Origin of the sequence: Paenibacillus sp. FSL E2-0151 (assembly GCF_037993015.1) — a bacterium.
GTDB classification, from domain to species: domain Bacteria; phylum Bacillota; class Bacilli; order Paenibacillales; family Paenibacillaceae; genus Paenibacillus; species Paenibacillus amylolyticus.
Window position 1 is genome coordinate 4,047,450 of the sequence record NZ_CP150308.1, and the last position, 19,296, is coordinate 4,066,745.

Below are 19,296 nucleotides of genomic sequence, written 5' to 3' on the forward strand. Positions count from 1 at the left end.
CCTGTCTCTATCCCCACCGCTCGCAGCAATGGTTGGTACAGATAGCATGCCGTAAAATGAAAAAGTCCATTCCCTCAAGGGAACAGACTTTGCTTCTTTCTTGCTTTAACCAAAGTAGCGATGGACAAGCGTACGTGCTTCAGCTGTGTCTTTTGTTCCGTGTACGAGGACACGTCCATCTTGGAAAATAACCATTCTATGGACTCCTGTTGTAAAAGAAACCAGAAACGGATTGGATTCCACTTTTCCTTCTTGAAGCCTGTTCAGGCGATCTGCTGTATGTTGAAGATCCAGATTCATGCGCCTTGCAGGTCGGATCTGAACGGTGTCCCTGCCACACAACACATCTGTTTTCTCCAGATTGGACGCAGAAAGATATGGATACGTTGCCGAAGTACCGCAGGAAGGACAGTCTTGCTTTTTCGCACCATCCACATTGATGGATATGTATTCGTTCCTCCACACGTCAAATGACAATAACTTACGTCTCAATGCATTTGCATTGCCACTAAGTAACTTCATCGCTTCTGCGGTCTGATTCGCCGTTACCATCTGTACGGCTTGAGGTATGATGCCAGACGTATCACAGGTATCTCCACCCAGAGGGACTTCACCCAGCAAACAATTTAAACATGGCGTATCTCCGGGCATAAACGTATAGGTAATACCATAACTACCTACGCATCCACCATAAATCCAGGGAATACCGTGCTTCTGTGCCATATCATTAATAAGTAGTCGGGTATCAAAGTTATCCGTTGCATCCATGATCAAGTCTGTATGCTGAACGAGTTCTTCCAACTCATCTACTCTGACGTCCAACACTTTCCCTTCCACATGAACCGTGGAATTAATGGCAGATAAACGTTTTTCCGCCGCCATTGCCTTCGGTATCCGCTCAAGCGCGTCCTGTTCTACATATAATTGCTGCCGCTGCAGGTTACTCCACTCCACATAATCACGATCCACAATCGTTAAGTGTCCGACTCCTGAACGAACTAACGTTTCTGCAATTCCTGTTCCGAGTGCGCCAGCGCCTACAATTAAAACTCTGCTGCCCTTTAATCTGGCCTGGCCTTCCTTGCCAAGTGGCGCGTACCGTTCCTGTCTGGAATAACGATCGGCCTGCTCGGAAGATGTTATTTGATCTGTCATGTATGAACCATTCCTTCCACCGGACTACTGGCTGCTGCATAACGCTTTACGGGAATCATGCCTGCCTCATATGCCAATCTACCCGCTTCTACCCCCAATCGCATCGCTTTAGCCATGCTCACTGGATCCCCTGATCCGGATACGGCTGTATTTAACAATACGCCATCGGCACCAAGTTCCATCGCATAAGCAGCATCTTTTGGGGAGCGTAATCCTGCATCTAAAATTACTGGAACAACGGCCTGCTCTATGATGATCTCAAGGTTATAGGGATTGATGATGCCTCTGCCCGCTCCGATGGGAGAAGCGCCAGGCATTACAGCATGTACACCAAGCAATTGTAGCCTTTTGGCCAGAATGACATCATCCGAAATATAAGGCAATACCGTGAAGCCCTTTTCAAGCAAAATTTCGCAAGCCTTGTACGTTTCAATCGGATCTGGGAGTAACGTAATTCCATCTCCGATGACTTCGACTTTTATCATATCACAAAGTCCTGAAGCCCGCGCAAGCTCGGCAATCCGCACCGCCTCTTCCGCAGTGGAAGCCCCCGCCGTATTCGGAAGAAGTGTGTATTTATCCAGATCCAACGTATCCAGGAAATGCTTCTGGTTACGTTCCTCCAGATTCAGACGACGAACAGCAAAGGTTAAAACTTCCGTTTCAGATGCTTCCACAGCCTGACTTTGCACTTCCAGATCCGAAAACTTGCCTGTTCCGAGCAACAATCTGGACTCAAACGTATATTTACCAATGTTCAACATCATCAACCGCCTCCTACAAAATGTACAATCTCGATTCGATCGCCTTCTCTTAATGCCGTCGTTTCATGATACTCGCGGGTTAAAATATGCTTATTCAGCTCTACAACTACAGTCTTGACTTGCAGATCAAAAGATTGAAGCAGTTTATCCACACGATTCAATCTGTCTTCAATTTCCATCCGTTGACCATTAACGATGATATTCACTGCACCACTCCCTTTCTGTTCAATCGCTCAGGGCTCATCGCCTCAATTCCGAGCTCTTCTGAGCTTTTGCCCGCGAGTAATTCAGCGATTAGTCTGCCTGTTATCGCACTGAGCAAAATACCGTTACGGTAATGTCCAAAGGCGGCAAACAGCCCGGGAACACTTTCGCAAGCACCTATATAAGGCAGACCATCCGGAGTTGCCGGCCTTACGCCTGCCCACGCTCGTATAAATTGTGCTTCCTTCATCCCAGGCACCCAGTGGGTAGCCGCTGTTAATAGCTTCTGAACACCCTGTACAGAAACGTTCAAATCCGTTCTGCCTGGCAGACTGGTTGCCCCGAGCCAAACCTCTCCATTGGCTTTGGGAACAATATAGATATCCTCTGCATACACCGTTCTGTCAGGTCTGTACCCTGCATGTTCATCTGAGAACTGAACGGCGGCTATTTCACCTTTTACCGACCACACAGGCAAGCTCAGATTCACATGTCTCATCAACTCTTCACTCTGTAATCCAGCCGCTATAATGACATGTTTGCATCTCATCTCACCGGTGGATGTGTTGATTCCCTGCACGCCGTGTTCGTTTGCTTGCACACGTATATCCTGTATGTCCTCCATAACCCGTGCTCCCAATGTTTGAGCCGATTCGGCGTATGCCTTCGTTAGATGGACTGGAAGAATCTCACTCTCGTAAGGTCTGTAGTAGGCTCCATACGTATCTCTGTTAAGCCATGATGCCTCCTGTTGCACAACGGAACGATCCCACCATACCTCATCAGCAGACAACGCAGACTTCCGATTGTCCTTATAACTACTTAATTCACTGTATGAACGAAAAGGAGTTAGGAATCCCTGGCGTTGCAGACCAACCTCTACCTTGCTGAGTGTAGCCATTAGCACCTGTTGCTCGATAAGTAACTGTTTACTCTGCCTGGCGAGCTTAGCCATCAAAGGATGAGCAAAATCCTCACTATCTGCCGCCAGCATTCCAGCCGCCGCACAAGAAGTGCCTCCCGCAATCGCCGAACGCTCCAGCAACAGCACATCCTGTCCACGGGAAGCAAGCTCATACGCAATGGCACAACCAACAACGCCTCCTCCTACAATAATCGTTTCTGCATGAATTTTATCCGGTCTATCAGTAACGATCTCTTTCATCCTCTCATCTCCTTGATTCAGCGCCTCAGACTTTCTGTAGCCACGATAGACTGCCTTAATAATGCAGCCGCCCGATCCGGGGAATCACTCGCCCATACATTCGAGATCACAGCGACTCCCTGTGCGCCTGCAGAGCGAATAGCGTGAATGTTCCCCGGTTCGATGCCCCCAATCGCCATGACAGGAATGGAGACAGCAGAGCACACTTCAGCCAGAGCATATAATCCTCTTGGTTCAAGATCAGGCTTACTGTTGGTTGAGTAGACATGCCCGAAGAAAAGGTAATCGGCTCCCCGTTCTTCAGCGATTTTTGCCTCATCGATTGAATGAACAGATACGCCCAAACGAAGTCGCTGCATATTGCTTATTACAGCAGGGTTATAGTTACGTATCGCATCTTGCCCCCAATGTACACCGCCATAGATGTCATTCTGTGGTGGCAGTTCTGAACCATTGATAACGATGCGACAAGATGGAACGCCAACGCTACGCAGACTTTCAGCCCAACCGATCTTGTCTTGCCACGAGAGTTGTTTCTCTCGTATATGGATGTAGTCCACCCATGGCCAAACGTCCTTTGCAGCTTTTACAAAAGATGCTTGATTCCCTACACCCGTAGATACAACATGCAATTCAAATGATTCGTGAACATGTTCATGAGAACTTACCGTACTGTTCATCCCCTTCCATGTGTGAATGCTATGAAAACACAAAAAAGCCACTCCCGTAGGGGAGTGGCTGCGTATTAATTATAGGACCAGATGACTGACTGATACATACAGTTCATTTCGTGCAATAAAGCTATAGACCTTATAGCCATAACGTTATACACGCAACTGCATGTTTCAATTCGTTAAGCAGACGGTTGAAATCCTTCCGAATTGCCGTTTGCTCACGTCATTCACTGAAACGCGCTCGCCACTTCCCTACGCTGGTATGATCCAGATCAGGTGCAAAGGGTCCGGAATCGCATTCTTCCATCTCAGCCACATCGTGCGGCCCCCCTAGTGTTCATATGAAGTTGTAGCCTATGTTACCATAGAAGGATTTTTTTGTCACCGTTCATTTCTATTAAGCGTTGCTTGAATTGTCTAGTTTTTCTCAGACCATTCTTCAACATTCCATGTTTTGGTAACCCAACCCTCGTAGAAATCAGGTTCATGAGATACCAGCAACACCGTTCCCTTGAATTCTTGCAAGGCACGCTGTAACTCAGCTTTAGCTGTGACATCCAAATGGTTCGTCGGCTCATCGAATAGAATCCAGTTGCTTTCACGCATCAAGAGTTTGCATAGACGAACCTTGGCTTGCTCTCCACCACTCAGCATGTTAAGCGGACGGGTAATGTGCTCATTTTTCAACCCGCAGCGAGCGAGATGACCCCGGACTTCATTTTGGGTCAAATGTGAAAACTCATTCCACACATCCTCAATCGGCGTGATATTCCCAGCACGAACTTCCTGCTCAAAATAGGCCGTTTCGAGATAATCTCCCAAGAAAGTCTTTCCACTGAGTGGAGATATTTTTCCCAGGATGGTTTTCAGCAGTGTTGATTTACCCACACCATTACAACCTACGATGGCAATCTTTTCACCACGTTCAATTGTCATTGTCATTTTAGGCAGCAAAGGATACGTATATCCAATTTCAAAATCAATGCCCTCAAAGACCGTTTTGCTGCTCGCGCGGGCATCCTTGAATTTGAACGTTGGTTTGGCCGCTTCATCTGGACGATCAATACGTTCAATTCTGTCCAGCTGTTTCTCCCGGCTCTTCGCTCGACCTGAAGTTGAAGCACGTGCCTTGTTACGCTGAATGAAATCTTCCTGCTTCTTGATGTACTCTTGCTGTTTCTCGTACGCATCAATATGCTGGGCTTTATTCATATCAGCCATCTCGAGGAACTTGTTATAGTTCGCTGCATATCTCGTTAATTTGGCAAATTCCAAATGATAAATGACATTTACGACTTCATTCATGAATTCCGTGTCATGGGAGATTAAAAGAAACGCATGAGGGTAGTCCTTCAGGTAACGTGACAACCATTCAATGTGTTCTACATCCAGATAGTTGGTCGGCTCATCCAGCAAAAGAGCTGTAGGTTTCTCAAGCAGAAGCTTGGCCAGAAGCACCTTGGTACGTTGTCCACCACTTAGAGCTGCGACATCCCGATCCAGACCAATTGCGGACAAACCAAGTCCATTGGCCATCTCTTCCACTTTTACGTCAATCAGATAAAAGTCGCCCTGTTCCAGTTGTTCCTGAATATCGCCCATCTCTTCCAGCAACTGCTCCAGCTTATCTGGATCTGCATCTGCCATCTGGTCCGTTATATTCATCATTTCTTTTTCTAATTCAAGCAACGGAAGGAATGCATCTTTAAGAACGTCACGAATGGTTTTGCCTGGGGTAAGCTTCGTGTGCTGATCCAGATATCCATAACGGACCTTAGGTGTCCATTCCACTTTTCCACTATCTTTAAGCAATTTACCGGTAAGGATGTTCATTAATGTGGATTTACCCACACCATTGGCACCAACAAGTCCTACACGCTCTCCGGCAAGTAAACGAAACGATACATTTTTAAATAACGTGCGATCTCCAAAATTGTGACTTACGTTCTCTACTGACAATAAACTCATAAGATGAGGTTGCTCCTATCTATTAGACATTACTTTTATTATTGTTCCGAAACCCTATTCTAGCACAGGTCCCGTCTTTTCTGAAAGTAATGTAAACAGTTCAGGAACCTCTTACATGATTTTGTCATACAGGCTACCCTAACGATTAGAGCATTTATATTCGAAATAGCCTTGTGCAGCTGCTTGTCTTGCGTCTGTAAACACCTCTTCAGCACGGTAACCATTACCACATGTGGAGGGATAGTAGTACTTGATACCCGTTAAAGGATCTACCCCACCTACGATGGCCGTTTTCTTCACAAGTCTGCCTCCACCGATCGCATAATTGTTGATCTTTTGGTCACCCACACCTATACCTTGGATAAAGGCCATAATCCCTGTATCATTAATGGAATTGTACCAATCTTCCTGCGCAATCAGGGGCATTGTAAATGTATAGGAAATACCGTTTTTTCTGGCAAACTCATTATGGCGGTTAATCACATCAGCCAGATCATCCTGCACCGTAGTCACAATCCGGCTTTGTCTAACTTGCTCAAATACGCTGGTATTCTGAAGTAAAGGAATCTGTGTGCTTGAAGCCAGTTCTTTTTGGAATCCCTCAATCCATCTCCCTGCGCTTGCGTCAAAAGCATATACGTAGTCATCCAGTGTAAAGTTGATACTGTTACCATTAGAATCTGAATATGTATAAGGTTTCTTGGGGCTCCACACTTGCCTGAAAGAATCTTCACGGCTACCCGTCATCTCTGTTTCTTTGGACAACATATAATAGCCATCATAATCCAGAATAACCACGGCAGGAATGTAATTAAACATGTTTCGAATAGCTGCGGGATCGTCTTGAATCCCTATATTCAAAGCCATCGTCTGCGTAAATGTTAACAAGGCAAGCTCTTTGTCCGCTTTAACAAACTTGGTTGAATCATAACCCGCTTCATCATTTTGTTTCTCATTCTGATGCATGACTGCACCTGCATCCATGACTGAGGTTTGAAGTGCAGATCTGTATCGTTGACCAAAATATTGAGCCTCTTCGGCATCTTGGGTATGGAGTGAGATGATCCAGAAGAGCGGGAAAAAGATCAGCACAAATACAATGGATAGCTCAGTAATCTTCATTGAGGACCATACCTCCGTATGTTACAAATACTGCTGAAGCCTGAGCCGTACCACTCAACCATTCACGAATGAGCATGGAAGGTGTACGATTTGTATTTTGGAGCGTCACGGTGAAAAAATCCCCTGTCGTCAACGTATATCTTCGGCCAGGATCATCAACCGGTATCACACCTGAGGATGGGAATAGTCTTTCTCGAATCTGAGCCGAATAATATCCATCCTGCACAACCTCATAGGTCCCGTTAAAACTGTTATTGTCCATTGGATCCATATAATGAGGTACATATTTCTTATGTAAATGTTCCATGGATACCTCATACACATTGCCTGTCTGAGCCAGTTGCTCCTCAAACTCAGCCAACATTCGAGGTGAAATATACCCTTTTGTTCGGACAGCATCAACAAAACGTGTTACATTCTGAACAGCCGTCATACGTGCTATATCATCCTGCCGATCGGCTGTTTCAGCAGCTGGGTACACATAGAGCAGAAGGACTGCGAGCAATACGGCAAGCAGCTTGGATGCGGCATTAATCAATTCACACTCGCCTCCTTCCAAAAAACAATCTTGAGCAGTTCTCCAGTTTCATTTCTTATAAACTCTGGTCTGTAGGTGGCATCGAGCTGGACAGGAATCGTCGCTGTTTTGCTGACAAGTGGATCGATCACATACGAAGTTCCATCTACCTCCACAGTAATGCCTGTGCCTGTCATCTGTCTAACGGTATGCAACACTTCCGCACCACTATACTGATACGGATTGGTGGTATGCAGTGTTGTTGTCAGCCGACCTTCCATGCCTGCTGTTGTCTGTACTCTGTCGTTCAAGGCCGCTGATAAAATCTTAACATTCTGTTGCCCGTACAGGCAGGCTGTCACAAACAGGACAACCGCCGTACAAAACAACATGAGATGCTGTGTATTCCGGGACATGTTAAACCAACTCCTGTCAGGATTGCTGGAAGATCAGCCCTCTTACCACGTTCGAACGGTCTTTTACGATAATGGCTTTGAATTTACCACTTGGATTGACATATTGATTTTCTTTTTCACTCATGGTCTGGTTAATAATCCCCACTTTATCGTCGGGTGCAATAACCGAGCCGTAGTCCGCATTATTGAGATCCTGTGAAATGTTTAATTGATTGCCGTACCATTGACCCGCTTTATTTTTACCTGTAATAACTTGAATACCGAACTGATCCTTGTCCGCATATTTACGCAGCGCATTCGTTACCTGTGATCCACTGATGGTTGTTCCGTCATATACCGTAAATGCAGCCTGGGACAACTCGGTTTGGATATCAGCAAAATTGTTCTGGGCCGTCTTGGTTGCCTCCTGAGCCGAAATAAACAACAGAACTACAATTGTGATCAAAGCGATTGTTAAGAATATCCCTGCTGCCACCTTTAAAGCGCTTGATGCATTGTTCATGATAAATCCTCCCAAGTTATAAGTTATTAAACTATTTCAGACTGTCACACAGATGAATTGTGCTACAGTTTCTGAATTTGCTCATAATAAATGCTCATCTGTAAGAAACTCATACCGACCAATGGAATAACCAGATACAAAAAGATAAGGGCATACATAGGTGTAAATCCAATAGTTCTCCCCCATGATGCTTTGACATCTATCATTTTGCTGTACTCCTGCTTGCGTTGTTCAAAATAAAATGCCATCATGCTCTCGAGATCATCGAAGGCTTCACGTATTGAAATTTTGCCAAGGGCAAGCTGCAATTTATCAACCAGTCTCTGGAACTCGGGCAAACCCGCCTCTTCCTTTAATTGTTCAAGTGCAAGCTCTGGTCCATGTTCAAAATGCAACAAACATTTTTGAAGCGGGCGCTTGAAAATGACGGAAAATCGATTAAGCCACTCCAATATCTCCTCGACTGACATCCGGTCCATCTCACGCAAAATGGAAATCACTGTCTGGAATTGATAGATTTCATGTCGCATATCCAACCTTCGCATTTTCCGCTGAAATAACATAAGCCATACGGGCATGTAGTACCCTGCTGCACCCATGAGAATGGCTATAATCATTTCCCACCAGCGTACATATTGCTTGTTATACACCTCAAGTTTCTGCATAATGCGCGTGATGGTCTCATTCTGGGTATCATGGTCTAACTGAACTGGAGATAACTGCTGTAACGCTTTGGAGACTTCTTCGTATGTAGCTCCTCGGTTCATTTCTACACTTTCCAACACGGATTGATCCAACGCTGTTTTTTCCTCAGCTTTCCTGAGATCCGCTTCAGCCATTGCACCAAACATTCGATCATCGCGGATTGGATCATACAAGATATGATTACGTTCAACCTGGTGCAACAGCAAGATGCACACCATTGTAAGAACCAAACAACCTGCGAATAACATCACTCGACGAATGGCAAGCCATTCGTATTTCAACTCTGAGCTGCTCTCCCTCATGAGCCGTATCGTTTGACTGTACTGTGCACTGCCAGGTTTCGCTGCAAACAACATCGCCAATTTCCGTATGAAGATTTGCTTGTACAGAAACTGATCCAACCATGAATGCTTATGCCCTGACCGGTAACGAGTTTCATCGTATTGCTGGAGCCTTTGCAGAAGCAAATAAGCAAGGATGATGATGACATAGATTGATATTTTGGTAACAAAACCGATTTTGCTGCGATAAAATTCATCCATCGTTGGAAAACTGACTCTGGCCCAGCGTTCGATTGGAGCAGTGAACAATACCGGAGCTAGCGCGATGATATTAAGTCCTTTGAGCAGGTAATCCAATTTATTACGCCGCAATATCTCCAGATGGATCTCCTGAGTCAGGTTACCAAGTCCGTTAAGATAAATAGAGCCTTGTGCTCTGTCCTTATCCCCAAACTCCATGACCATATAGGAAACGCCGGCAAATCCTTTGAGAAAACGGTTGGGAGCCACTTCATAATAACGCTCAAGTGCTTCATTCGGATCTGGAGAAGTTAGAGCTTCGTAGATCAGTCTTACCTGTTCTGCTGCTTCTCCTGTACCTGCTTCAGCGGCTTCATAGAGCGCTTCCTCAACCATGCCATGCTGATGATAACGATGCCTTACATCTGCAAAGAGATCTAACATCTGCACCAGCAACCTTTTTTCCATACGACTGAGGCACATATCCAATACCAAGCTATTTAGCACCACAGCACAGAGTACGGAAAGTATTACAAAAGCGATACCCGGCTGCAGAAGAAACAGAATGACACTTATGCCTCCATAACCTCCAAGAATAATCAGAACCACTGTCATAGTCAGCCTGCGAAGTGAAGGCTCATCCCCAACATGGCGGAATGAAATGCGTTTCTGCACCTGGAGAATATAAGCTGATAGCAGTGGCACTTTCATTCCAAGACGGTAGGACTGCAACAAGATTGATCCCAGTCCCTTGAATCCCTTCCCGCTAGGAGCAAAAATCACGCCGGATTGACTTGTTGAACCACCTCCTCTGTGACGTAACATACTTAAAACCAGAAGTGTGATCAGCAAACCTCCTGCACAAATACTTAATACGAGGAGCAAAATCCATTTAATTGTCATGCTGATCACCCCAGTGTTGCTTCATAAACTGTTCAAATCTCTCAGCATCCTGTAATGTCATCTGTTCTCGCATATCCATCATGCATCCAGAGGAGATTGGAGCTGTTGCAACATACGCTCCATCTCTGTACTCCACAACATTACGAAATGTAAAACCTGCCCTCTCTTCCACGCTATCACCTTGATTCGCACGAGGAAGACACTCCGTAATTCGTTCGATATATCTTCGTCCTTCAGCATCTTTCTTCATATGAACATCGAAGTTGATTACACTCACAACCTGCTCCTCAGCAATATGCTCATGCTGGAACATACCTGTCTTGAGCAAGGAATTACGGAGGGAGAAGACCAGATCACGAAACGTTTTGGCATGGTGGGTAAACAGGGTGAACAGACTGGCAACTTGAGACATTTGAATCATCCATGCGGCCACCTCATCACTCGCCACCTCACCGAGAATATTGACGGTACCATCCGTTTTTTTCTGCAAATCAAGCCCTTGTTGACCTGAAATGTGTTCAGTCTCTCGGAAACTCAAAATATTACGCCGACTATAGATCCGTCTTAATTGAAGTTCAAACGCCATCTCCTGCACCCGAAGGGTGTACGATGCATAGATGTGTTTGACCATAGCCATAAGCAACGTTGTTTTACCAGAACCCTGCGCCCCGGTTACAGCTGTGATCCGGCTTCCTTTCATCAGGTATTGAAGCAATGTAATTGGCAGATCTGCGTTGTTACCCGTAATCAATTGTTCAAGTGCAGCATTCGGAATATCGAACTTCCGCACGAAGAACGCCCATGATTCTGCAAAAGGAGGTCTAACAACAACGACACGGGAGCCGTCTTTCATCTCGTTCACCTTGTATCCACTTGCTTCCGACAACTGTCCGGGGTAATTGTATTTGTATATATTCTGGCATACCCTTTTCAGTTCACGAATACTGCCGAAGGACAGAAAGGATAGATGAATGGACTTACCTTTATAGAAAATCCAGACACTTTCCATGCCGCTAAGTGGTTCTTCATGTGCATTATCCTCCAGTCCTTGATCCAGCAAATCATTCCATGATGCCGGTTTTCGAAGTCCCATATTATGAACAGCATCAAGCATACCGCTGACACCACCACTAACACCGTCAATACGTTGGTCCCTTATCTCATCAACAACCGAGAATCCTTTATAATGTTGGTAGATACGTTGAACGATGATATCCGTCTTTTCTCTGAATCCAAGCTCTCGATATTCGCACTCGAACACATACTGAATATCCTCCTCAGAGATATAATAACTTCCTCCATCGTCCGTACCTTCCTCCATTCTCAGTCTGCCAAGATCGTAGGTATCAATCATTCGGGAGAGTGCATCCACACCGAATTGCTGTCGGTACAGATAAAATACAATTTCGAATCGGTCCTGGATCGTCAGCAAATCTGGTTCTGCAAACAAAATAACTTCATCCACATTTGATTTGTTCAGCCCTATGCTTCGGGTCAGGAGATCCCCTATCAGATTTTTGACATACGTTTTGTCGCTGATACTGCCTGAGACACAGCCCTTCAGTGCTTTTCTCATCTCGGCACGCTGATTAATTCTTCGACGATATTCTTCTTCATGGAGACCCGCATCCGCGAGCTGACTATGACTAAGCTCATGAAGTGAGTTCTTCACCTTCTCAATCAACATGTCAATCGTGAATGATTCCTGTTCAGGCACACGAGCATTCTTTTCACGAAGAAACGTTCTATACTTGAACCAGATATAAGTCAGGCACAGAATCAAAATCAAACTTATCCATATGGTATTCCAGAGCATCGGAGGTTCAGGCTCCCCTTTCCAGCCTCTTCAGAACTGTGCGCATACCTGCACCGTCCATAATCAGGCGAGCGAGTTCGCTCATGCTTGCAGCAAAACTCCCTTTACGAATATCCTTATCCTCAGTCAAACTTTCCAACTGCAAGTATCTAGCGACATCTCGCCGATTCATTGCATCCAGGTATCCGGTTGTGTACGGTATCGCAGATATCGTGCCTTTATATCTGAACTGTCGCTTAATATTGGAAAGCGTTGCACGGGAATGCAAATCGTATTTGTTAATGACGACATGTATATTCTTATTGTTCATTCGTTCTGGTAGGATCTCTTCAAAGAACAACTCCAGATTTCGCATATTTTGATCGAGATTAATTACAACATAGTCCGCCTGTTGCAGCTTGAGCTGTGAATCAACACCAGCATGATCTGCATCCAGAAGAACCAGATCATAATACTCGTTAGCTACATTTAGCAGCTTTTTCACTGTCTCACCATGTTCCTGCGGGGAACGTTCCATCTCATCAATTCTTCCGGTTAGGAAATCAAGTCTTTCCTTCAGAAGTGGCTTGGTATAATCCCTGAGATTGTGCTTATTCAGACTGCCGCTCGAATGCAGCCGTTCAATCGCATCCCAGCCACCCTCTTCGAAGGAGAACATAAAATCCGCTGGATCCGTATCTTTGGATGGTAGAGCAGCTTCTGTGCCAGTTCCGGCAAGGCCTGCATTAACAAGTAACACTCTTGTCCTGTAGTGAAGTGCCATCGCATAAGCACTAATTAATGTGCTTGAAGTGCAACCTGTTCCTGCAAAAGGGCTCCAAAAGGTAATTGTGCTCATGCTCTCATCCTCTCTGCTTCTTTCATCGCACGGCGACTGCGAACACTTTCCCAACCTGTTAACTGCTCGACCACGCGACACAACGATTTTTTGTAATTTCGTGACAGAGGTCCAAGATGAACTCGGCGATGATGCTCATTCTCAAGCTTAACCGCAGCTGTTAACTCATCCCACGGAAGCACTAAGGATTCTCCTGTCCACACAAATGGACTGCCTTCCAGATACGCCCATAGATAACGAGCTTCAAGCTTGCAGTCAACCCCGTTAATTAAGAGCCGCTGAAATGACAGCTCACCAGGTAATGACTGTTCTTCAAGCAACCGCTTCAACCAGCCCTTGCCACGTTCCAGATTGTAACGCTCATAATCACTCACCCAGACTCTTACATCAGCGGTTAGCCAGAGATTACGTGAAGCAAAATGTGAGGTCTCCATGTCATATAACACATAGTCATAACTATCCAATCGCTCGCCATTTACTTCAAGATGATTCTCTACTGCTGCTGAAGTAACAAAATGACAAGCGATATCAAATCCTTCAAATTCCGTAATTCGCAAAGACTGCTGACTGTCACCTACACCGTACCCATACTTCTGCTGTAAGGTTCCATCTACGAGCAAAACCTTGTTGCCTGTCGAAGCCAGTATCTTGCAAAGATATAACATCAGATCATTCTTCTCACATAAACCCGCAAAGATCCATGTATGCATAGATGTTACAACTCCTTTCTTTTTCTTAAACTCCCTGTTATATGAATTATTCTAAATTAAACCTCGGATTTCGCTCTATTCTCCACCCGTTAGCAAGCTCTGTTGTTCTGTTTGTGAAGCATCAGCAGGATCATTTACGCTTCCAGAATTAGCTCCTGCTCCGTTTCCTGAACCATCATTCCACATCACTCCATCCGACGTTGCCGGATTATTTGATGATGGACGACTGTTATATGTAACTGAGGATTGTGCCACATCCTGTTCAACCCCTTTTGACGGTGCTGTCATGGAGGCGGCCAGTGAACTTTCAAGCGAACTTCGCACCTGTCTGGATAACTCCTGCTCGGCTCGTCGAACAATATTCGGATCACTCTCCAGCAGTTTTAACACTTCTGAATTGGCAGGATACGTCGCGATTGCAGGTGTCTGAAACTGTGGTTCTACATAGGTTAAGGCATAGATTGAAGCTTTATGTAAATAGGCATCTACAATTGCACTTGAGAGTGACAGAATTTCTTCCTCCGTCATCGTAATCCATAAGGTAGCTGCATTGAGTCGTTCCACTTTTTTCTTCGATAAGAGAACATAGTCTTGTCCGGTAGGGAATTGAATACGAACATCAATAATATCTCCCTTAACAAGTGAGGACGGCAGTAATACAACTTGCAGCTCTCGATTTCTTAAATCGGGAGGAGCCGGTACATCCTCATACACCATCTCGGTGGTAATGGCTGTTCCTTTTTTCAACTCTATTTTGGCCACTTGGCCTTCCATCTGCTTAGTACTGGACCAGAGATTTCGCGGTGCTTGTGCATCCGGAACAGCAATGAGCTTCAGATCCTCCGGTAATATCGGTTCACCTGCTTCAATATCCCGAATCGTAACCCATCCTTGTGCTCCCGAATCCCATTGTTGCTTTAATTCAGCTTCCTTTTCCTCATATGCCGATAAATAACGGGCTTCTACAGCTGACCTGACATCCCCCATCGTTTTGACATTGTAAATAACATATCCTCCGAACACCAACCCTACAGCTCCTGCTCCGATAAGTCCGGCATAGATCAGTTGACGGCTTTGTTTTCTTAATTTAGACAAAAGAGGCTCTCCTTTCGTAATCTTCTAATCATGTACTTTCCTTCTTGAAAAGAATGAACGTTTCTTGGGCTGCTGTGCCATCATATGCATTAAAATATGTGAAAACACTTTATCCATCTGTGCGTCCTTGTCAAAAGGATCAATATGTAACGGCAGACCATATACACTCGATGTATCCAGAGCTTTACGAATGCGCTGAACTGCTTCACTTGCTGCCAGGGGCAGACAATAGATCCATTTCTCTCGTGGATACCGATGATGTGATCGAACAAAAGCACCAATCTCCGCCTGTCTCCATTCGGCACCTGAGCCTATAACAATTGGCAGATCTGCACGCAGGAATTCTTCCAGCCGGTTCTGGTCCTGACCACTACCGAGATCCATCACGATGAACTGATAACTCCCCCCAAGCAAAGACAAAATATCCGCTCGCCCGGATTGTTTCCAATAATGCACACCATCCACTGCAAACTGTCTGCCTGCTGGTACCGGTTTACCCGCTTGAGCGATTTGTTGAATCCTTGCAAAGGATTGAGAGCGAGGTGACATTTCAATCACAGCTACTTTGAAGTTTTGCCTTTCGAGATAATGACTGATAGCTATAGCCGTATGGGTAACCCCTACACCAGATGAAGCACCAGTCAGGGCAATAACTCTTGTTCCCCCATTCAAGGTCATCGTTGTATCTCCACCAGGCGTTGTTCCGCCGGGTATTCGGAGCAGTTCCTTCCGCACCTCATCGGCAGATTGGAATCGCTCTTCGGCATTATACCTTAACAGTCTTCTCGCCACAGGGATGTATGTCCGCGGAACATCACTCCGGATAGAGCTTTCCACACCCTGAATCCATTCCGTATACGCACCACTTGTCATAAGATACAGTAGCAATGCTCCGAGTCCATATAGATCTGAACGCGCATCGGTCTGACCCGCGCCATACTGTTCAGGTGCGGCAAAACCGGCGGTTCCCAACTTAACGGTATCTTCAGCACTTTGCGGTTTGTAACTTCTGGCGATGCCAAAATCAATTAATCTTACTTCATGTTCCGGCGTGATCATGATGTTTGATGGTTTCAGATCCCTATAGATCACAGGTGGATTCAGATTATGCAAATAACTCAACACATCGAGCAATTGAAGGACAAGCTCCGTCAACTGCTCCATTGGAATCTTCCCACGGCACTGCTTGAAATACTCACCGAGGGTTAACCCTTCGATGTATTCCATCACCAAGTACGTGTACCCATCTTCATCCGGGACAAAAAAATCAACAATTTGCGGCAATCTTGGATGACGAAGTGATGTCAGAAGAGCGGCCTCCGTCTCCATACTGCCTTCATATGGCATAATCGTTACGCTTTCTTTAATTGCCCATATCTTGCCCGGCAACTTCAGATCCTCCGCCTCGTATACATGGCTCATTCCGCCTGTTCCAAGAATGGATACGATACGATATCTACCTCCCAGCAGGCTTCCACGTTCCAGCCTGGCCGGATGTCTCATATCAATTCCTCCTTCAAAACACAACAAAAAAGGGAAAGCTTCACCGAAGAAGAACAGACCGGATATCCGGTTTTGTTCGCTTCGGGATGCTTTCCCTCAGGTTTGTTATGGTTAATATTGGTATCATTATAGTACAGTCAGGAATAGATTGTAAAGCACAAAATTTAATGAGCTTAATCGAATCAATTTCATAATACCTTTAACAGCTTTAATCAAGGCTAGATCTCTTAATATTTGACCATATAAAGTGTAATCTCTTCCCGGTTATGGAACAACTGCTTGGAACGTTGAATCTGCATCCGCGAACGCTCAAACGTATCAATCACATCTTTAATGAGCGCGAGCGGTTTTTTATGCAATAACTTCACGGTAACAATCGCTGTTCCCCCAGGCTGAAGGCTATATAGAAGATCCGATACAAGTCGGCTCATCAGCTTCGGACTCCAACTCATATCACATACGAGTAGATCGAACTCTCCTTCGCGGAAACGAACATCCCCTGCATTCTTTTTCAAGAAAGTCAGTTTGGGTGATGCCAGCAGCGTTGCATCCATCTTCGCAGGATCTACCGCCGTTACTTCAAGCCCACGTTCAAGCAGGAAAGAGGTCCATCCACCTGGTGCTGCACCGATATCAAGTGCTTTATGAAATGAAGTAAAGTCAATGCCAAACGTTAGCTCGGCCTCAAGCAATTTGAATTTGGCCCGCGAGATCTGCCCATCTTCTTTTTGAAAACGTACGGCTCCCCCGCTCCAGTCTGACAGGTTCTGTTCAGGTCTGGATATGCCAGCATACAACATATCATTCGTTGCAAATACAGAAATGACATATTCAGCATCACGTACAACCCATTCACAGTCTAGCTCATCCAGCTTTTCAGTTAGCAGTTGCTTCAATGCGGCTGCATTTTCTTGCCAAAAGGCCCCTTCTGTCTTCCGTACCTGTAGCACGACAGAGGCACCGTTCAATTCCTTATGATTCAACACAAATGCAACCAATTTCTCAATAGACTGCTCCGAATCTTCAGTATTCTCCTGAAACTGAACAGGTTGAATATGACGTAAAAACGTTGGATACTCTGCCCACAGCTTATCTGCAACTTCTTCCTCCGCTACAGGTAGACCCGCAAGCAATATTTCTCCTGGTACGAGTACCGTGCTCTTCACCGCACCAAACGTACGGCGCAACTCTTCCTGAGCATAAGGGGCAAAGCCATGATTGGCTGTGCAGATAAAACGGGAGAAGTTGCCTTCTTCCCAAGACGATTGTGTACTCAAATTGTGTTACCCTCCAGAACGTACGCGTATCCACGGACGACCATTATCCCACTGGATATCGACCGGAACATCGTACGTATGCTTAATTGTATCTTGTGTCAAAACTTCATGTTTGGGGCCGGCTGCCGCAATACGTCCATCGCGGATCAAGGCCACATGTGTAAATAAAGGTACGATCTCTTCAACATGATGTGTTACATACACAACTGTAATGTTACGCTGGCGCAGACGATCAATCTCAGCCAGCATTTTCTCACGTTCATATAAATCTAGTCCGGCACACGGCTCGTCCATAATCAGCAATTTTGGCTCGGCCATTAATGAACGAGCGAGCATGACTTTTTTGCGCTCCCCTTGGGATAACGTTCCAAGCGGGTTGTTAGCCAGGTTGGCAAAGCCCATGTCATCCAGCAAACTCATTGCCTTTGCTTTTACTTCATCCGGAATTGTCTGATAAAAACGCAAAAAAGCATAAGCTCCTGTAGCGACGACCTCCCATACCGGATCTCTGGGTGTGAGTTTCTCAATCAACGTTTGGCTGATATAACCGATTTCCTTACGTACTTCCCTGACGTCACATTGTCCATACAAATTACCGAGTACTTCAATACGTCCCTGGCTTGGAAACATATATCCGTTCATCATTTCCAATAACGTTGTTTTGCCAGAACCATTCCGACCCAGAATAACCCAATGTTCGCCTTGTTCAATGTGCAAATGTACATTATCCAAAATCTGATTATCTTCTCGTCTAAGTGAGACATGTTCCATCGAGATTATACTCATTTCAGCACCGCCTTCCGGATCTCCGAGAGCAAATGCTCCACAGAGCTCATCCGATAAACCATTTTTGGAACATCTTGCTGGCCGTCAAATAGCATCACTGCTGGAACGCTTGAAATTTTAAATTGTTGTACAAGTTCAGGAATGTCATGAATGTTCATTTCGAATAAAATACCTTCTGGCAGCATATGCTCTACTACCTCCAACATACGGCGGGCTGCCGCACATGTCCCACATAAAGGGGTATATATAAATACAGCCTGTGGCATGCCTTCCCATACACTGCGCATTAACATTTTGGATGTAATTGGCTTCATTAACTTTCTTCTCCCGCGGCAACACGCAGCATGACCTCACCCGTCATTGGCCCATTATGAATGGTTACCGAATCCGGTTTATTGCTATATAACATCTCGTACATCTGGCGTTTCCCAAACATACTGGACGTATGCAAATAGATCTCACGCGGAAATAAACCTTCTCGTACAATGGATGCCGCGACCTCACCGCCATTAGGCGAGTCCGGACCAAGCTCATAATCCAGAGACAAAATGTCCACGTCACCTTCTCTTAGCAGCATCAGGCACTCTTCTGCATTCGTTGCCAGAACAAATCCTTTCGGACATGCCCGATAGTCATCCAAAAAAACATGCATACA

20 protein-coding genes and 1 riboswitch are annotated in these 19,296 nt (G+C 45.4%); all 20 genes read right to left on the reverse strand.

Annotated features, from left to right (window positions below; all coding sequences use genetic code 11):
- Window positions 1-105 precede the first annotated feature (105 nt).
- The 20 genes from MHI55_RS18265 to MHI55_RS18360 all read right to left on the reverse strand — a co-directional run bounded on the left by MHI55_RS18265 (window position 106) and on the right by MHI55_RS18360 (window position 19,293).
- On the reverse strand, window positions 106-1,155 hold the full coding sequence (locus MHI55_RS18265) for a ThiF family adenylyltransferase (protein WP_076250234.1): 1,050 nt from the start codon (window positions 1,153-1,155) through the stop codon (window positions 106-108).
- Window positions 1,152-1,919: a thiazole synthase gene (locus tag MHI55_RS18270; RefSeq protein WP_340390617.1), complete on the reverse strand. Its 768-nt coding sequence runs from the start codon at window positions 1,917-1,919 to the stop codon at window positions 1,152-1,154. The genes MHI55_RS18265 and MHI55_RS18270 overlap by 4 nt, the downstream gene beginning before the upstream one ends.
- A 2-nt stretch (window positions 1,920-1,921) precedes the next feature.
- The gene (gene thiS / locus MHI55_RS18275; protein ID WP_036613636.1) at window positions 1,922-2,125 is read right to left on the reverse strand and encodes a sulfur carrier protein ThiS; all 204 of its coding nucleotides are present in this window, start codon (window positions 2,123-2,125) and stop codon (window positions 1,922-1,924) included.
- A complete protein-coding gene (gene thiO / locus MHI55_RS18280; RefSeq protein ID WP_340386559.1) occupies window positions 2,122-3,288 on the reverse strand; it encodes a glycine oxidase ThiO in 1,167 nt (388 codons plus the stop codon). Before thiO ends, thiS begins: the two co-directional genes overlap by 4 nt.
- 17 nt (window positions 3,289-3,305) lie before the next feature.
- Window positions 3,306-3,968 (reverse strand): thiamine phosphate synthase, encoded by a 663-nt coding sequence (locus MHI55_RS18285; protein WP_340386560.1) that lies wholly within the window; start codon window positions 3,966-3,968, stop codon window positions 3,306-3,308.
- Window positions 3,969-4,194: 226 nt separating this feature from the next.
- A riboswitch (TPP riboswitch) is annotated at window positions 4,195-4,304 on the reverse strand.
- A 75-nt stretch (window positions 4,305-4,379) separates the two neighbouring features.
- On the reverse strand, window positions 4,380-5,930 hold the full coding sequence (locus MHI55_RS18290) for an ABC-F family ATP-binding cassette domain-containing protein (RefSeq protein WP_036613631.1): 1,551 nt from the start codon (window positions 5,928-5,930) through the stop codon (window positions 4,380-4,382).
- A gap of 138 nt (window positions 5,931-6,068) precedes the next feature.
- A complete protein-coding gene (locus MHI55_RS18295; RefSeq protein ID WP_340386561.1) occupies window positions 6,069-7,052 on the reverse strand; it encodes a hypothetical protein in 984 nt (327 codons plus the stop codon).
- Window positions 7,039-7,590 (reverse strand): hypothetical protein, encoded by a 552-nt coding sequence (locus MHI55_RS18300; RefSeq protein ID WP_340386562.1) that lies wholly within the window; start codon window positions 7,588-7,590, stop codon window positions 7,039-7,041. The genes MHI55_RS18295 and MHI55_RS18300 overlap by 14 nt, the downstream gene beginning before the upstream one ends.
- Window positions 7,587-7,985, reverse strand: coding sequence for a hypothetical protein (locus MHI55_RS18305; protein WP_047843388.1), 399 nt, complete (start codon window positions 7,983-7,985; stop codon window positions 7,587-7,589). Before MHI55_RS18305 ends, MHI55_RS18300 begins: the two co-directional genes overlap by 4 nt.
- A gap of 16 nt (window positions 7,986-8,001) precedes the next feature.
- Window positions 8,002-8,487: a hypothetical protein gene (locus MHI55_RS18310; RefSeq protein WP_036673846.1), complete on the reverse strand. Its 486-nt coding sequence runs from the start codon at window positions 8,485-8,487 to the stop codon at window positions 8,002-8,004.
- A 62-nt stretch (window positions 8,488-8,549) separates the two neighbouring features.
- Window positions 8,550-10,616 (reverse strand): hypothetical protein, encoded by a 2,067-nt coding sequence (locus MHI55_RS18315; protein WP_340386563.1) that lies wholly within the window; start codon window positions 10,614-10,616, stop codon window positions 8,550-8,552.
- On the reverse strand, window positions 10,606-12,432 hold the full coding sequence (locus MHI55_RS18320) for an ATPase, T2SS/T4P/T4SS family (protein WP_340386564.1): 1,827 nt from the start codon (window positions 12,430-12,432) through the stop codon (window positions 10,606-10,608). The genes MHI55_RS18315 and MHI55_RS18320 overlap by 11 nt, the downstream gene beginning before the upstream one ends.
- 7 nt (window positions 12,433-12,439) lie before the next feature.
- The gene (locus MHI55_RS18325; protein ID WP_076317614.1) at window positions 12,440-13,270 is read right to left on the reverse strand and encodes a hypothetical protein; all 831 of its coding nucleotides are present in this window, start codon (window positions 13,268-13,270) and stop codon (window positions 12,440-12,442) included.
- Window positions 13,267-13,980: a hypothetical protein gene (locus tag MHI55_RS18330; protein WP_017688052.1), complete on the reverse strand. Its 714-nt coding sequence runs from the start codon at window positions 13,978-13,980 to the stop codon at window positions 13,267-13,269. The genes MHI55_RS18325 and MHI55_RS18330 overlap by 4 nt, the downstream gene beginning before the upstream one ends.
- Window positions 13,981-14,055: 75 nt before the next feature.
- On the reverse strand, window positions 14,056-15,075 hold the full coding sequence (locus MHI55_RS18335; RefSeq protein WP_076250215.1) for an SAF domain-containing protein: 1,020 nt from the start codon (window positions 15,073-15,075) through the stop codon (window positions 14,056-14,058).
- 24 nt (window positions 15,076-15,099) lie between these two features.
- Entirely contained in the window at window positions 15,100-16,578 is a 1,479-nt protein-coding gene (locus MHI55_RS18340) for a serine/threonine protein kinase (protein WP_340386565.1), read from the reverse strand.
- A gap of 227 nt (window positions 16,579-16,805) precedes the next feature.
- Window positions 16,806-17,855, reverse strand: a complete 1,050-nt coding sequence (locus tag MHI55_RS18345) for an SAM-dependent methyltransferase (protein ID WP_340386566.1) — start codon at window positions 17,853-17,855, stop codon at window positions 16,806-16,808.
- A gap of 6 nt (window positions 17,856-17,861) precedes the next feature.
- Window positions 17,862-18,635 (reverse strand): ATP-binding cassette domain-containing protein, encoded by a 774-nt coding sequence (locus tag MHI55_RS18350; RefSeq protein WP_340390618.1) that lies wholly within the window; start codon window positions 18,633-18,635, stop codon window positions 17,862-17,864.
- A gap of 2 nt (window positions 18,636-18,637) precedes the next feature.
- Entirely contained in the window at window positions 18,638-18,955 is a 318-nt protein-coding gene (locus tag MHI55_RS18355; protein WP_017688047.1) for a thioredoxin family protein, read from the reverse strand.
- A complete protein-coding gene (locus tag MHI55_RS18360; protein WP_017688046.1) occupies window positions 18,955-19,293 on the reverse strand; it encodes a cyclic-phosphate processing receiver domain-containing protein in 339 nt (112 codons plus the stop codon). The genes MHI55_RS18355 and MHI55_RS18360 overlap by 1 nt, the downstream gene beginning before the upstream one ends.
- Window positions 19,294-19,296 lie beyond the last annotated feature (3 nt).